The sequence below is a fragment of the Megasphaera sueciensis genome (assembly GCF_050219315.1).
GTDB classification, from domain to species: Bacteria; Bacillota; Negativicutes; order Veillonellales; family Megasphaeraceae; genus Megasphaera_A; species Megasphaera_A sueciensis.
In genome coordinates this window covers 669931-684599 of sequence record NZ_CP116939.1, presented here as the reverse complement: position 1 = coordinate 684599, position 14669 = coordinate 669931, and the positions used below count along the sequence as shown (strand labels likewise).

Sequence of the window (14669 nt, the reverse complement as noted above, 5' to 3'; positions counted from 1 at the left end):
TATTATGATGGCAGAAGTTTGTATTTTAATTAAAGTTTGATTATATAATATTTATAATTTCTCTAATACGCATTAAAGTTATATTAAAATTAAATATTCGTAATTTTAGTCCATATAAGAACAAATGTTCTGACAATTTCATTCACCTTTCGCAGAACATTTGTTTTATATTAAAACAAAACGACCGCCTATCATTTCTAGGCAGCCGTTTATTTTAATATTTTATTTCTTGTTTTCCCTTAAAAATTTTAATATGTCTCGTACACGGTCTGCCGCTTGTTTAATGGACACTATTTCCACTTCACCGGTACTACGAATTTTGATTTCCACTGTCTTTTCAGCAGCGGATTTTTTCCCTACAGTAATACGAATAGGATAACCAATTAGATCTGCATCATTAAATTTGACACCCGCTCTCTCATTACGATCATCAAGAAGCGTTTCAATTCCAGCCGCTTGTAAATCTGTATATAACGTGCCGGCAATATTCATCATTTTCTCGTCTTTAGTACTTACAGGAAGTATGGCGACTTCATAAGGTGCTATGTTTACCGGCCAAATAATTCCTTTTTCATCATGATATTGTTCTATGGCTGCTGCCATTGTGCGTGTTACACCTATACCGTAGCACCCCATAACATATGGTTTCGCTTTTCCATTCTGATCTAAAAACGTTGCTTGCAAGGAGGTAGAATACTTTGTCCCCAGTTCAAAAACCTGACCGACTTCAATTCCTTGAACCATATGAATAGGTGCTCCGCATACCGGGCAAACGTCTGATTCCATAATCAGACGTATTGTTGCTACGGTACTATTTTTAAAATCTCGGGACGGAGTTACATTTTTATAGTGATACCCATGTTTATTGGCACCAGTGACACCATTATATATATTCATAGCCGTTGGATCTACAATAATAATAAAATTATCATCTGGAGATGCTGCATGAATAGGACTCATATATCCGGCTTCTAATCCATGAGCTGCCAATACTTCCGGAGACGCCGGTTCAATTGTATTGCCGCCCACGAGATTCTGAACAGCTACATCATTCACTTCATGATCCCCTCGAATCATACAAAGCGCTAATTTACCATCCACATCGAACGCCACCGCTTTTATTGTCTTTTCTATGGGGATTTCCAAAAAACGGGTCAAATCATCAATAGTGGAACAATTAGGAGTTTCAATAATTTCTAAATCTTTTAATGATTCCACAGGCATATTAAGTGTAAGAGGAACTGCTTTTTCCACATTTGCGGCAAAATCGCACACAGAGCAAGAAACGACGTCAGCTTCACCGGCATCTGCTAATGCCATAAATTCATGTGTGCGACTTCCGCCTATTTGACCTGAATCGGCTAATACCGGCTTATAATTTAGCCCGCAGCGATCAAAAATTCGGCTGTAGGCATCGTACATAATCTGATAACTATGATGCAACCCTTCTTCATCTATATCAAAAGAATAGGCATCTTTCATTACAAACTCCCGGCTCCGCATTAAACCAAATCGAGGGCGAATTTCGTCACGATACTTATTCTGCATTTGATATAAGGTTAAAGGCATTTGTTTATATGAACGAAGTTCATTGCGTACTAATGTCGTAATAAGTTCTTCATGCGTTGGCCCTAAACAATAATCATTGCCATGTCTGTCTTGTAATTTGAACATTTCCGCGCCATAGGCACTCCAGCGACCGGATTCATGCCAAATTTCAGCTGGCTGCATGATGGGCATCATAATTTCCTGAGCTCCTGTCGCATCCATTTCTTCGCGGACAATAGCTTCAATTTTACGAACAATACGCCGGCCAAGAGGCAAAAAGGTATACACTCCCCCAGCATTTTTCCGAATCATACCTGCTTTTAACATATATTGATGACTTACTACTTCGGCTTCAGCCGGTATCTCCCGTAATGTCGGGCAATATAATTTAGATGCTAACATAAATCTCAAGACTCCTTCTGCATATATTTTCGTATTTCTTCAAGTAAACTTTCCACGAGGTTATTTTCAGTTACACGCTTTAAAATTTTCCCATGAGAAAAAATAATACCGCTGCCTTTTCCTCCGGCGATACCAAAGTCAGCTTCGCGTGCTTCTCCTGGACCGTTTACAACACACCCCATAACGGCAACTTTTAATGGTATATTTAAAGGCGCAATAGCTTGTTGTACTTTTTCGGCTAACTCAATTAAATTGACTTGTGTACGCCCGCAAGTAGGACAAGATATTAAGGTCGGACCAAACTGCCTAAGACCCAGAGAACTTAAAATGGTTTGTCCTGCTTTGATTTCTTCGGCAGGATCACCCGTTAAAGAGACGCGAATGGTATCTCCTATTCCATGATATAATAAAGTTCCAATCCCAATTGCTGATTTAATACTGCCTTCTCTTATCAATCCGGCCTCCGTTACACCTAAATGGAGTGCGTAAGGGATGCGTTCGGCTAAATTCATATAGGCCTGTATCATCAGAGGGACATCGGATGATTTTAATGAAATAACCATATTTCTATAATTCAGGCGTTCCAAAATTCGAATATGACGCAGCGCTCCTTCTACCATTCCATCCGCAGTGGGATGTCCGCCATGTTCGGCTAAAACATCTTCTGGAAGAGATCCTGAGTTAATACCGATACGAATCGGTATATTGGAAGAACGGACTTTTTCAACAACACAGGCAACGTTTTTATCGGGTCCTATGTTGCCAGGATTGATTCGTAATGCTGCGACACCGCTTTCAACAGCCTGCAGTGCCAGCTTATAGTCAAAGTGAATATCTGCCACAATAGGAACGGAAGATGCTTGTACCACTTCTTTGAGTCCTATGGCAGCGTTTATATCGGGAACTGCAAAACGAATAATTTCTGCACCATAGGCAGCAAGCCTTCGGGCATCAGCTGATGCTTTTTCGGTATCGGAAGGTGTAATGGTTGACATGGTTTGCACTGAAATAGGGGCATTCCCGCCAATCATCAAATTACCAGCCATAACAGCAATTGATTTTCTGCGTTTTATCATTATACCACCTCTTTAAAACCGGCTAATATCCTGCATCATTGCAAGTATAAACACAGCCGCTAAGATACACATACCCACCATTTGCACATAATATAACGCCTTTGCAGGTAAGCGGCGCCGAGTAATCCCTTCTAATATCAAAAGGATAATATACCCCCCATCAAGCATAGGGATAGGCAGTAAATTGATAATTCCTAAATTAATGCTTAAAAACGCAGTAAACATTAGTAAATTAACAAAGCCTAAAGAAGCTACCTGTCCGGCTAATTGTGCAACCCCTATCGGGCCTGCAATATCCGCTTTTTCTGTTCCAGCCGCCATATGATATAATCCAACAATCATCATTTTACAAATTTGCCCCGTACGTTCTACCGACAATACGGCGGATTCAAAAAATCCATGATTTTGCGTTATAATGACCGGGACAACACCGATTATAGGACGTTGTGTTTGGGCTTCTAATTTTGGAATCATTGTCAAATTTATATTTTCATTATTACGTTGTACTGTAACCGTCAGTACTTCCTGACTATGCTGGGCAACAGCCGCGGAAATATCATTCCATTTTTCAACCGGGATACCGCTGATAGCAACAATTCGATCACCTTTTTGAATACGAGCAGTCGAAGCAGCAGAATCAGCCATCACAGAACCGACGATGGGTTCTGTAGAAACATCCTTGGTCCCAATTGTAAACATTAAGCCCCAAATAATAAAAATAGCCAGAATAAAGTTCATAGCAGCTCCGGCCGCAATGACAAAAAGACGTGAAGAGACACCTTTGGATAAAAAAGATGTCTCGGTTAATTCTTCTTCTTCCGACATACCAGAAATGCGGTTAAATCCACCTAATGGGATAGCCCGTAAAGAATATAATGTGGGTCCGTACTGATAACTGTATATTTTGGGACCAAAACCGATAGCAAATTCATCAACCTGCATTCCAGTTGCCTTGGCTGTCATAAAATGACCTAATTCATGAACAAAAACAATAATACTAAAGACGAAAACCGTCGCGGCAATCGTTACCAACATATGCGGCCTCCCCCCTAAATAAGCGAAACAGCGCAACGTCTAGACCAAGAATCGGCACTGCTGATGGAATCCAAAGTTATATCGTGGCATACAGTGTGTTTTTCCATCACGGCACGTACGATTTCAAAGATACGGGTAAAAGAAATCTTCTTATGCAAAAATGCATATACAGCTACTTCATTAGCACCATTCAACACACATGGCATAGTACCGCCAATCATGCCAGCTTCATACGCCAGTGGGATAGCGGGAAATTTTTCATTATCCGGTGCATAAAAATCCAAACGGGCTAACGTGTTCCAATTGATTTTTTTGGCATTGCGGACAGGAAATCTATCAGGGTAGGTAAAAGCATATTGAATCGGCAGCCTCATATCCGGCATACCCAATTGTCCGATAACCGAGCCATCAATAAATTGAATCATGGAATGAATAATACTTTGTGGCTGGACAACTACTTCAATCCTACTGAAAGGCATATGAAACAGCCAGTGAGCCTCAATTACTTCCAACCCTTTATTAAACATTGTCGCTGAATCAATCGTTATTTTTCCACCCATATTCCATGTAGGATGATTTAAACATTGTTCTACCGTAATGTTGGGAAAGTCTTTTGCAGGAAGTTGAAAATGAGGACCTCCAGAGGCGGTTATCAAAAGTTTTTCTATTTCTTCTGTCTTTCGTCCGTGGAGACATTGAAAGATTGCACCGTGTTCACTGTCAACCGGTAAAATACGGACTCCCCGGCGAGCGGCTTCGCGCATGACTAATTCACCTGCAGCAACCAATGTTTCTTTATTGGCAAGGGCAATGTCTATACCGCGTTTAATTGCTGATAAGGTCGGTGCAATACCAGCGGCACCGACAAGAGAAGTTAAGATCATATCGGCATCCGTCTCTTCAATAAGATGCATTAATCCTTCTTTGCCCTGAAAAATGGTACATATATCACCTACTTCCGAACGCAAATGTTCAGAAGCCGTTTTATCAATCATACAGGCAAAGGCAGGCTTGTATTTTTTTATCTGCAAGGCAGCCGTGTACCAATTGGTGTTTGCTGCGACAGCAGTTAAAGAAAATAAATCAGGATGTGCATCGATAACATCGACTGCTTGTGTTCCAATGGATCCTGTACTGCCTAATACTGCAATTTTTTTCATGATTCACTCCTAAGTAATTTTACATTGTACTACCGCCCAATGAGTAATACATACACATATACAGCGGGGGCTGCAAACAATAAACTATCGAAACGGTCTAATATCCCGCCATGTCCAGGAATAATATTTCCGGAATCTTTAACATCGCATACTCGTTTGAGAATTGACTCTATTAAATCTCCTAATGGAGCCATAATAGCAATAATTATACCTATGACTAAGCCATGAAGAAGAGAAAATTTAAAAATCAATGAGAAAACAACTGCGGTTATAATTGTCCCAAGAATACCGCCGAAAAAACCTTCTACTGTTTTACTGGGACTGACAGCTGGACAGAGCTTTTTTTTACCTTTTAATTTGCCGACGGCAAAAGCAAATGTATCACTAGCCCAAGTAGAAAATACTAATAAAAAAACAATAAATTTTGACGGTTCAATCATTGCCGTTTGAAAGTACTGATTAAGAGAATCGCCAATCATGCTGTTGCGCAAGACCAACATAGATAAAAAACCACCGACAATGTAAATCAAACCGTATAAAGAGTAAGCACTATCCACCGGTTTTACAAATTCATGTCGTATAACAGTGCGCAATAAAATCCAAGACATCATAATCACACTGAGCAGCATGATTACTTTATTATTTGTAAACCAATAAGCAAAAAATAAACATACAATCCAAATATGACCGGGGATAACAGTCAAATTTGCATCCATTTTTTTCATAAGCCGGACATATTCCTGCCAGCCAAGCATTGCAAGAATCGTCATCATGGCAAAAAACAACCAATTTCCTTCATAAATAACAAAAATCGTAAAAGCTGCACCTATAATACCTGTCGTTATTCTTTTAGACAACATAACTACGTTACCACCTTACTTCAATCCGCCAAACCGGCGATCCCGGCTTTGAAAAGATAAAATAGCTTCTATTAATGTTTCTTTAGTAAAATCCGGCCAGCATAATTCTGTAAACCAAAACTCAGCATATGCCATTTGCCATAATAAAAAATTGCTTACCCTTTTATCAGCACCGGGACGAATAAGCAGATCTACATCATTATGAGGAGCTGTATACAGATATTTTCCCACAAGTGATTCATTTATCTCATCGATTGTTATTGTATGCCGCAGCACATCGGATGCGATATGCTGCATGGCCTCCGTAATTTCAAGCCGACCACCGTAGTTAATCGCTAAGTTCAATACTAATCCTGTGTTATTTGCAGTATCCTGTTCAGCGTCACAAATGATTTGCTGTAATTTGTTGTTCAGTCCGCCGATATCTCCGATAAAATGCAGCGAAACATTATTTTCTTCAAGAGCACGAAGATTCTTACGTAAATACTCTTCAATTAAATTCATCAGATAAGAGACTTCATCCTTCGGCCTCTTCCAATTTTCCGTTGAAAAAGCATAAACAGTTAATACTTTTACTCCTAAATCACTGGTATCCCGCACAATTTGTTTGAGAGTGTCAGCCCCCGCATGATGACCATAGCTGCGAGGCATTCCCCGCTTTTTAGCCCATCGGCCATTGCCATCCATTATAATGGCAATATGATGGGGCATGTTATTCTTATCAAGCATCTCTTCAGAGAGATGCTTAGTATTTGATTCTTTTTTAAAAAATAGGTTCTTCATAGTCACCATTCCTGTCTCGCAAAACGTTGCAAACATCATTACTGACTTCTAAACTGTAATTGACCAGAAAATGAATTTGCTCATTTACATAAGTAGCCCGTATGACATATATGGACTGCTCATTGCATTTAAAAAAATGACTGCGGGATTTTGTTTCTTCAACAGTAAAAGGAATATCTTTCTCTTTTAAGACAGATTTGGCATACCGTAGGGGCATGCCAATAAAAATCCGTATATCCATCATACTTCCATTACTTCTTTTTCTTTCTTTGCCTTCATTTCATCAATTTCTTTGATTTTTTTATCTGTTAATTTTTGAATGGTAGTCTGTGCTTCCTTGCTGTCATCCTCCGTAATATCTCTTTTCTTTTCTAACTTTTTAATAGATTCATTTGCATCACGCCGTATATTACGAATAACTACACGAGCTTCTTCTGCATGCTTATTGACTTTTTTTGATAAATCTTTGCGGCGCTCTTCGGTAAGCTGAGGAATTTCCAATCGGATCATAGTTCCGTCATTATTGGGATTTAAACCGAGATCGGATTTCAATATAGCTTTTTCGATAGGGGCCAGCATATTTTTTTCCCAAGGAACAATGGTAATCAGGCGCGGTTCCGGTGCAGAAACATTAGCGACTTGTTTTATAGGCGTAGGGATACCGTAATATTCCACAGAAACACGGTCTAATAAAGTCGTGCTTGCTCTGCCGGTACGAATAGATGCTAAATCTAATTTAAAGCTGGAAATGGCCTTGTTCATGCGTTCTTCTTCCTGTGTAAATAAACTCTGAATATCCATTTAAATCACTTCCCTTTTCTATAATTATAATATGATATGATATATAACTATAATACAGCTATTACCCTTCTTTGTCGACTAAAGTTCCTATATCTTTTCCGCTGGCAGCAGCTACGATATTTCCGGGAATATCTATACTAAATACCAATATGGGAATATTGTTGGTCATGCATAATGTAGTTGCAGTTGCATCCATGACAGCGAGTTCGCGTTTAATAACTTCAATATAAGAAAGTCTCTTGAATTTTTTAGCAGCGGGATTTATTTTAGGATCACTATCATATACACCATCCACACATTTTTTAGCCATAAAAATGCCATCTGCTTCAATTTCGGCTGCGCGCAATGCGGCCGTTGTATCTGTCGAAAAATAGGGATTACCTGTACCAGCACCAAAAATCACGACACGGCCTTTTTCTAAATGGCGGATAGCTTTTCGGCGGATATAAGGTTCAGCAACTTGCTGCATATTAATTGCGGTCTGCACACGTGTAGCAACCCCTTTTTTTTCTAAAGCATCCTGTAATGCCAACGAATTCATTACCGTTGCCAGCATTCCCATATAGTCGGCAGAAACTCGATCCATTCCTTTAGCGCTTCCGGATAAACCGCGCCATATATTACCGCCACCCACTACGATAGCAATTTGGATACCCATTTTTGATACAGCAACTACATCATCTGCAATTTTATCTACTGTCTCAGGATCAATTCCATACCCTACATTCCCGGCTAATGCTTCTCCGCTTAATTTCAAAACAATTCGTTTAAACTTTCTTGTGTCCATATGGTGCCTCCTGTTGGAAAAAAATCTTTTTGAAAAAACGCAGATATATGGCCATAAGCCACATTAGAAAATAAGAGAACACATGGAACGGTGTTCTCTTATTTAATCTTATTTAGCTTGTGCCATTACTTCTGAAACGAAGTCATCACTGCGTTTTTCCAAACCTTCTCCTAGTTCATAGCGCGTATAACGGCGGATATCGATTTTTTCACCAATTTTCGCAATATTTTCATTAATAACCTGTGTAATATCTTTATCAGAATCTTTAATGAAAGGCTGTTCCATTAAACAATTTTCTTTATAAAATTTTTCAATACGGCCAACTGTCATTTTTTCAACAATTTTTTCCGGTTTACCTTCGTTCAAAGCCTGAATACGAAGGACTTCTTTTTCATGATCGATAACAGATTGAGGAACTTCTTCTCTCTTTAAATAAGTCGGTTTAGATGCAGCAATCTGCATAGCGATGTCTTTACAAAGAGATTTAAAATTATCGGTTTGAGCAACAAAGTCGGTTTCACAGTTCACTTCGACAAGGACACCAATGCGTCCATTGCCATGAATATAAGAGTAGACTAAACCTTCAGCGGCAATACGGCTTGCTTTTTTAGCTGCAGCAGCTAATCCTTTTTCACGTAAAAAGTCAACAGCTTTATCCATATCACCGTCGGTAGCCGCCAACGCTTTTTTGCAGTCCATCATACCGGCACCGGTTTTTGTTCTTAAATCTTTTACCATGCTTGCAGTAATCATAATATTCCTCCTAAAATTATAATAATATAATTCAGTTTAATAAAGGTAAGGAATCAAAATAACTCCTTACCTTTATATGATAAAAATCATTTAATTCTCAAAAAACGTCATATATTATTCTGCCGAATTTGTTGCTTCGTTTTCCGCTTCAACCGTTTCGGCTTCTTCATTTTGTTCTCCCTGACGGCCTTCAAGAATGGCATCTGCAATACGACCAGTTAATAATTTAACTGCGCGGATGGCATCGTCGTTAGCCGGAATAGGATAGTCAATTACATCGGGATCACAATTTGTATCAACAGTGGCAATGATAGGAATGTGCAGCTTGCGCGCTTCAGCAACTGCGATTTCTTCCTTCTTGGGATCAATAATAAACAATGCACTCGGCAATGTCTTCATTTCTTTAATACCGCCCAGATATTTCTGCAATTTATCCATTTCATGTTTTAAACCGATAACTTCTTTTTTCGGTAAAACATCAAATATCCCTTCTTCTTCTTGTTTTTCTAATGTTTTTAAACGTTTTACACGTTTTTCAATGGTCTGATAATTTGTCAGCATACCACCGAGCCAACGTTCATTTACATAAAACATATTACAGCGTTCTGCTTCACTTTTAATTGATTCTTGTGCCTGTTTTTTTGTACCGACAAAAAGAACCGTACCGCCTTCTGCTGCTAAATCACGAACAAAGTTATATGCTTCATCCATTTTTTTAACGGTTTTTTGCAAATCAATAATGTAAATACCGTTACGTTCGGTGAAGATGAAACGAGCCATCTTCGGATTCCAGCGTCTTGTTTGGTGACCAAAATGAACACCTGCTTCTAACAATTGCTTCATAGATACTACTGCCATAATTATAATTCCTCCTGTTTTGTCCTCCGTCCGGTCATTACCCATTATCACCGAATAAACGGCACAGCAATAAGTTCGACGTGACGTGTGTATTTTGAACCTTTAACATTATATCACACCCCTAACCTGCACACAAGCATTTTTTGAAGGGAAGCAGGGGAATATATGGTTCTCGATTTCTCCTAAACTGCGCCCCTGCCGGGCGCAGCACTTATAAAAAACGATTGTGTTCAATTGAACACAATCGTTTTTGTTATAATTTGTAACAATTAATTAAGTATATACACTTCAACACTGCGACGTCCAAACTGCATGCAAGAACCATAATCCTCCATACATAAATCAATCCGATTCCCCACGATAGCGCTCCCTGTATCGGCAGCAATTGCTTCCCCGTAACCGGGGACAAAAACCCGGGAACCTAAAGGAATAACATGCGGATCGACGGCAACTACACCGTAATGTGCAGGTATTCCTGTAGCCGTAATACCCTCTCCAGAACCATCAGTAGGAAGATAGGCTGTAGCCTCCATGCTAAATACTGCCCGGTATCGTGAAATATTACCACGGGAAACTTCGACAGTTGCCCGTGTTCCGATGTGACGAAGCATAGGTTTCATTTCGGCGATGACAGAGGAAGAAATTATTTCCTTGCCAACTATCTCTCCATCTAAACTTACAATATTTGTTTTTACTGTTCTACGGCCATTAATGCCTTCTTGAATAAGTTGTTCTTCACCTTGTGCCAGATTATCATCGGGAACGCTTTCTACAGTATAGGGAATAACTTCATCTTCCGTAACTTGTTTTTTAGATAACGTACCTACATGAATCCACATACCTTTTTGGACTTTCATTGAAGGATCACCGTAAACACGATAATTTTTCCGATCATAGCCGTATTGCTCAGCAACGTCCTGCGCTGTTTGTTTGGCTGTTTCTACAACCTTAGACTTATCTTTAAAAATCAACATGACCGGGACAGCACGGTGTACTTCCAAAGTACTGCCAGATTTAAGCGTCGGCGTGGATAGTGCAGCTTCATCGTTAGGCCCTAAGGAAATATTCTCTTCACGCAAAAGAGCTTCTGTATTCACTGCTCGTGTAAAAACAGTATTCGTCTGACCATCGACAGTTATTGTTACCGATTTTCCTTTTGTGACAAAACCCGTTAAAGAAACGATAACAAGCAGCGAAACAAGAATCAAATACATTTGCGTAAAGGGACCTCTTTGCAATTTATTCATCAAATCCCTCCTAAGCACTTACATTCTACCAAAGAAGGACAATGACGTCAATTTTTAATGGTTTACAATTAAGAGTTAAATCATGGTAATATCATGTCATTTGCCATTTGTTAACCATGATGATCAATCAAAAACAATAGATAATATCTATAATGAAGGCGTTATTGAGAGCATATTGCATATTTTCCCACATGAAAGTAAAATTAACCAAAAAACGGTCATTAATTCGCCACTTATGGACTATAATTTTGCTTTTACTACCACTTTATAATTATAAATAAATTGTATTATCTGTATTGTTATTATAATTGTTCTTAAATTGATTTTTTGTGTCTTCTGTAAGAAGACATACAATATATTGTACATAATGCAAATCCGGACAGTAATTTTCAATCAGTACTGTCCGGATCCACAGGTTGGATCATACGATATTATTTTTTATCGACTTTTGGCAAATCTCCATAGTTGCATATGCGGCCTTGTCTTTTACCGATTGAATCAAGAAATTCTTCCGTTTTAACTGTATCTTTTTCTATGCCTGAAGCAACTTTTACCAACTCTTTCACATAATCCCAGTCGGTATACATACGTGCCATAACCGTCGAAGCCTCTTGGTTACCGCCGCCATGAAGAGCCATCGCGGTCCAGTTGGATCCTCTCACCATATGTTCTATGAAACGAGAAGCCCGAAGTCTGTCAAATGCTGTGTACTCAGAGTTTCCCGGATTAAAAGCTCGTTGACAAAGGGGCCCTACTTCTCCACTGCGCATATCCATTTCGGAAGGTGCTGTTTCACCAAAACCAGCTAAAATATCACGCGCATATCGCACCGCTTCAAACGGAATTTTGGTGCAGGTATATTTACAAGTATGAGACATAAGCGGATTAGGAATCCAAAAACCGCTGGGATGTTGGAAACCTTCAATGCCTGATGCAAGTGATAAACCATACACTGTTTCTGCTGTCATAGCCATTTCTGTTAATTTGGTGCGAATATGTCCGGCTTTTTGCACACCAATCATATCGGCAATCAAGCTGGCTGCTCCGCAAAGAGCAGAACAGCCGCCTGCTTTGCATCCGCCGGCCGTAAGACGATGAACGGCTGTAAAATAGCTAAGCAGTCTGCTGACATATTTTACTTCTCCACAGAGAAATACGCGGGCATTAGGGACAAAGACTTTATCAAAATATACCAAGGCCTGATGATCGGCATATTTTTTACCCAAGTCAATCCCTTCTATCGTATCGTTTACTTCAAAAAATCGTTTATCTTGCGGTGTCCGCCCCAGCACAAAAGTAATCCCCGGGGAATCGGCCGGGACAGCACAGGCGACAGCAAAATCTTTATCTTCCGGTTTCATATTAGTCGTTGGTACAATCACAATTTCATGAGCAAAAAGTATACCTGTTTGATTGCATTTAAATCCGCTGATAACGATGCCGTCGTCACGAACTTCATCTACATGTACATACATATCCTTATCTGGCTGTGCATGAGGCGGAAGAGTACGCAGTCCTTTGACATCCGTTACAGTTACCGTACAAGTTAAATCATTTTTTTGTACATAATCAAGAAACTTCATAAATCGTTCGAAATAATGTGTTCCTAAGTCATGATCCATATCATAACAGGCAGGACCTAATCCGGCGAAAGCTTCTGAACCGGTACAGCGATGTGTGCAGCAGCCGATTACTTCAGCCAATGCGCGTGCAGCCCGTGTTTTTCTATTAGCATCTTCGGCAGAACGAAGCGGTGCATTATAAATACTGACATCTTCACCATTTAAATGGGATTTCACCGTAATCAGATTTTTCCATGCCGGACGCTGTGCCAATTCATACACTTTTGAGATGGCATTAAAGCTCGCCGCCAAGGGGGGGAATGTTGTCAAATCTTCAATTTTTTCCCCCAGGAACCAGACATTCATTGGTTTACGAGCACGAATACTGTCCTGGAATTGTTTTTTTGTCATTAACATGATAAAGCCTCCTTTTATACTATTTTGTCAAATAATTAAATGCATTTTTTTTGCAGCTGCCGTCAGCTCTTCACGAAAAGCAGGATGTGCAATACGGATAATAGCTTTTGCCCGCTGTGAACAAGTCATTCCCTTCAGTCGTTCCACACCGAACTCTGTCACCAGATAGTCGACATCATTTCTGGTTGTACTGACACAAGAACCTTCCGTAAGAATCGGTTTGATTTTTGACAAGCTGCCTTTTTTCGCAGAAGATTTAAATGCCAGAAAAGATTTTCCGCCCTTAGATGCGGCCGCCCCGCGAATAAAATCGACTTGCCCGCCTACTCCGCTATAATTCATCATCCCCATAGTTTCTGAACATACTTGTCCAAATAAATCTACTTCCATACAAGAATTAATAGAAATAACATTATCATTCTGTGCAATAATTCTTGGATCGTTGACATAATCAACGGGTAAAAATTCAACAGCAGGATTATCATCAATGAAATCATAGGTGCCGCGAGACGCAAAGGTAAATGTTACAACCGACTTTCCCGGATGTATTTTTTTTCGTTCGTTCGTAATGACACCCATTCGATATAAATCGACCATACTGTCGCAAAACATCTCACTATGGATGCCTAAATCCTTTTTTGAAGATAAGGCTTTCGCTACCGCATTGGGTATACCTCCTATGCCTAATTGCAGCGTTGCTCCATCAGGAATCATGTCAGCAATCATTCCTCCGATTTTTAAATCATCCTCGGTAATAGGCGGTGATGCTACTTCGGTGATAGGCGTATTATTTTCCATAAGTCCGTCAATTTCAGTAATATGAATAAAAGATCCAAACGTACGCGGCATAGTAGGATTGACTTCCAGAAAAATCTTCTTTGCCCGTTTGCGGATATCACTTAAATCCGCCGCTGTACCACAGCTGAAATATCCGTGTTTATCCATAGGGGAAACGGTTGCATAAAATATATCAGGAGCACCTAATATTTCTTTCCATACTAAGGGTACCTGACTATAATTAGCAGGCAAATAATCAGCACGTCCCTGCCAAATCGCTTCACGATCAAACGCACTGACAAAATGGGAAACATGACGTATATATTTCTCCATGCCCGCCGCCATATACGACTGATTGCGAAGGGGCAGCAGAATATAATGATATATATCCGTCATTTTATTGGCTTCGGCGTATGCGGTCAAAGCAGATAATATTCCTATGGGTTCCGTGACTTGTCCATTACTGACACAAATATCACCTGTTTTAAATTGTGCTGCGATTTCCTGCGGCAACATTTTTTTCTTTTCATATATCCTATTCCAAGTATCCATTGTCATCACTCCTCCCTAAAAAAATTGCCGGCATATCATATATATTTCATT

The 14669-nt window shown here is 39.6% G+C and carries 14 protein-coding genes; all 14 read right to left on the bottom strand.

Translation table 11 applies throughout. The annotated features are described in order from the left end of the window. Positions 1-222: 222 nt before the first annotated feature. Positions 223-1950 carry a proline--tRNA ligase gene (locus tag NXG62_RS03275; RefSeq protein ID WP_427113558.1) on the bottom strand — a complete coding sequence of 576 codons (1728 nt, stop codon included), beginning with the start codon at positions 1948-1950 and terminating at the stop codon, positions 223-225. Positions 1951-1955: 5 nt separating this feature from the next. Continuing rightward, positions 1956-3026, bottom strand: coding sequence for a flavodoxin-dependent (E)-4-hydroxy-3-methylbut-2-enyl-diphosphate synthase (ispG, locus tag NXG62_RS03270; RefSeq protein ID WP_427113557.1), 1071 nt, complete (start codon positions 3024-3026; stop codon positions 1956-1958). A gap of 12 nt (positions 3027-3038) precedes the next feature. Beyond that, positions 3039-4061, bottom strand: coding sequence for an RIP metalloprotease RseP (gene rseP / locus NXG62_RS03265; RefSeq protein ID WP_427113556.1), 1023 nt, complete (start codon positions 4059-4061; stop codon positions 3039-3041). A gap of 14 nt (positions 4062-4075) precedes the next feature. Continuing rightward, positions 4076-5221, bottom strand: a complete 1146-nt coding sequence (locus tag NXG62_RS03260) for a 1-deoxy-D-xylulose-5-phosphate reductoisomerase (protein WP_427113555.1) — start codon at positions 5219-5221, stop codon at positions 4076-4078. A gap of 29 nt (positions 5222-5250) precedes the next feature. Beyond that, entirely contained in the window at positions 5251-6081 is an 831-nt protein-coding gene (locus NXG62_RS03255; RefSeq protein ID WP_322351616.1) for a phosphatidate cytidylyltransferase, read from the bottom strand. A 15-nt stretch (positions 6082-6096) separates the two neighbouring features. Beyond that, on the bottom strand, positions 6097-6864 hold the full coding sequence (locus tag NXG62_RS03250; RefSeq protein WP_427113554.1) for an isoprenyl transferase: 768 nt from the start codon (positions 6862-6864) through the stop codon (positions 6097-6099). Beyond that, entirely contained in the window at positions 6845-7108 is a 264-nt protein-coding gene (locus tag NXG62_RS03245; RefSeq protein WP_427113553.1) for a hypothetical protein, read from the bottom strand. Before NXG62_RS03245 ends, NXG62_RS03250 begins: the two co-directional genes overlap by 20 nt. Further along, on the bottom strand, positions 7105-7665 hold the full coding sequence (gene frr, locus NXG62_RS03240) for a ribosome recycling factor (protein WP_427113552.1): 561 nt from the start codon (positions 7663-7665) through the stop codon (positions 7105-7107). The genes NXG62_RS03245 and frr overlap by 4 nt, the downstream gene beginning before the upstream one ends. A 61-nt stretch (positions 7666-7726) precedes the next feature. Next, positions 7727-8452: a UMP kinase gene (gene pyrH, locus NXG62_RS03235; RefSeq protein WP_427113551.1), complete on the bottom strand. Its 726-nt coding sequence runs from the start codon at positions 8450-8452 to the stop codon at positions 7727-7729. A gap of 108 nt (positions 8453-8560) precedes the next feature. Then, a complete protein-coding gene (gene tsf, locus NXG62_RS03230; RefSeq protein ID WP_427114223.1) occupies positions 8561-9208 on the bottom strand; it encodes a translation elongation factor Ts in 648 nt (215 codons plus the stop codon). Between the two features lie 111 nt (positions 9209-9319). Next, positions 9320-10063 carry a 30S ribosomal protein S2 gene (rpsB, locus tag NXG62_RS03225; RefSeq protein WP_427113550.1) on the bottom strand — a complete coding sequence of 248 codons (744 nt, stop codon included), beginning with the start codon at positions 10061-10063 and terminating at the stop codon, positions 9320-9322. A gap of 269 nt (positions 10064-10332) precedes the next feature. Beyond that, positions 10333-11310, bottom strand: a complete 978-nt coding sequence (locus NXG62_RS03220; RefSeq protein ID WP_427113549.1) for a 3D domain-containing protein — start codon at positions 11308-11310, stop codon at positions 10333-10335. A 431-nt stretch (positions 11311-11741) separates the two neighbouring features. After that, complete coding sequence (locus NXG62_RS03215; protein ID WP_427113548.1) at positions 11742-13289, bottom strand: 4-hydroxyphenylacetate 3-hydroxylase N-terminal domain-containing protein; 1548 nt, start codon at positions 13287-13289, stop codon at positions 11742-11744. A gap of 27 nt (positions 13290-13316) precedes the next feature. Beyond that, positions 13317-14618, bottom strand: coding sequence for an acetyl-CoA hydrolase/transferase family protein (locus NXG62_RS03210; RefSeq protein ID WP_427113547.1), 1302 nt, complete (start codon positions 14616-14618; stop codon positions 13317-13319). Positions 14619-14669 lie beyond the last annotated feature (51 nt).

Bases quoted from the DNA above. Each gene is read 5' to 3' on its own strand.
- NXG62_RS03275 (WP_427113558.1), bottom strand. From the start codon at position 1,950: ATGTTAGCATCTAAATTATATTGCCCGACATTACGGGAGATACCGGCT.
- ispG (WP_427113557.1), bottom strand. From the start codon at position 3,026: ATGATAAAACGCAGAAAATCAATTGCTGTTATGGCTGGTAATTTGATG.
- rseP (WP_427113556.1), bottom strand. From the start codon at position 4,061: ATGTTGGTAACGATTGCCGCGACGGTTTTCGTCTTTAGTATTATTGTT.
- NXG62_RS03260 (WP_427113555.1), bottom strand. From the start codon at position 5,221: ATGAAAAAAATTGCAGTATTAGGCAGTACAGGATCCATTGGAACACAA.
- NXG62_RS03255 (WP_322351616.1), bottom strand. From the start codon at position 6,081: ATGTTGTCTAAAAGAATAACGACAGGTATTATAGGTGCAGCTTTTACG.
- NXG62_RS03250 (WP_427113554.1), bottom strand. From the start codon at position 6,864: ATGAAGAACCTATTTTTTAAAAAAGAATCAAATACTAAGCATCTCTCT.
- NXG62_RS03245 (WP_427113553.1), bottom strand. From the start codon at position 7,108: ATGATGGATATACGGATTTTTATTGGCATGCCCCTACGGTATGCCAAA.
- frr (WP_427113552.1), bottom strand. From the start codon at position 7,665: ATGGATATTCAGAGTTTATTTACACAGGAAGAAGAACGCATGAACAAG.
- pyrH (WP_427113551.1), bottom strand. From the start codon at position 8,452: ATGGACACAAGAAAGTTTAAACGAATTGTTTTGAAATTAAGCGGAGAA.
- rpsB (WP_427113550.1), bottom strand. From the start codon at position 10,063: ATGGCAGTAGTATCTATGAAGCAATTGTTAGAAGCAGGTGTTCATTTT.
- NXG62_RS03220 (WP_427113549.1), bottom strand. From the start codon at position 11,310: ATGAATAAATTGCAAAGAGGTCCCTTTACGCAAATGTATTTGATTCTT.
- NXG62_RS03215 (WP_427113548.1), bottom strand. From the start codon at position 13,289: ATGTTAATGACAAAAAAACAATTCCAGGACAGTATTCGTGCTCGTAAA.
- NXG62_RS03210 (WP_427113547.1), bottom strand. From the start codon at position 14,618: ATGGATACTTGGAATAGGATATATGAAAAGAAAAAAATGTTGCCGCAG.